General features: G+C 77.4%; 1 protein-coding gene. It reads left to right on the top strand.

All coding sequences use genetic code 11. The annotated features are described in order from the left end of the window. A partial coding sequence (locus tag D7V93_RS43850; RefSeq protein ID WP_208723382.1) for a hypothetical protein occupies positions 1–455 on the top strand: 455 nt, incomplete at its 5' end. Positions 456–570 lie beyond the last annotated feature (115 nt).

The following is a 570-nucleotide window of genomic DNA, read 5'->3' as shown; positions in this document are numbered from 1 at the left end:
TCCCCGCCACCTCCGGGCGTGAAGCCCCCCGCGAGTCCAGGTTGGCCCTGGCGGCGGTCGTGTGCGCGGTGGCCTTCGCCAGCTTCCTGGGGGTAATGGGCCCCGCCGCGCGCGCTCCGGACGGGGCTGGCTCGCGCTGGGATGCTTCGGCGACCCGCGCTCCTTGCGGCCAGTGGGCGCGGTGGGAGGCGGGGCTGCTCCATGCGTCCCACGTGGGCGCGCCGGTGCCGGCGTCGAGGGATCAGCTCGATCCGGGCGGTGTCGGTGCCCGGCCGCCCACGCCGTTCGTTCCCCGGATGGACTCGCTGCGCGCGCTGCTGGCGCGCTACGACGCCCGGGTGCAGGCGCAGGCCCAGCGCCTGCTCGCCCATGCCTTGCCGCCCCAGCTCGCGCCGCTGGCGGACCGTCCCCGGACGGTGAACTGCCCGGCGCAGGGCCCGCCCGCGCGGGGCTGAGCGTCCCTTCCCCCTGACGTTCTTCGCGGGCCGCGTCCGTGAGGCTCCCGGTGTGCCCTGGGGAGCCCAGGCAGGCAGGCCCGTCGTCCCACCCACCTTTCGCGGTGCGTCCGCC

The organism is Corallococcus llansteffanensis (assembly GCF_003612055.1).
Classification (GTDB): Bacteria; Myxococcota; Myxococcia; order Myxococcales; family Myxococcaceae; genus Corallococcus; species Corallococcus llansteffanensis.
Note: the sequence above shows the minus strand (reverse complement) of the source record. Positions and strands in the feature narration are given on the sequence as shown.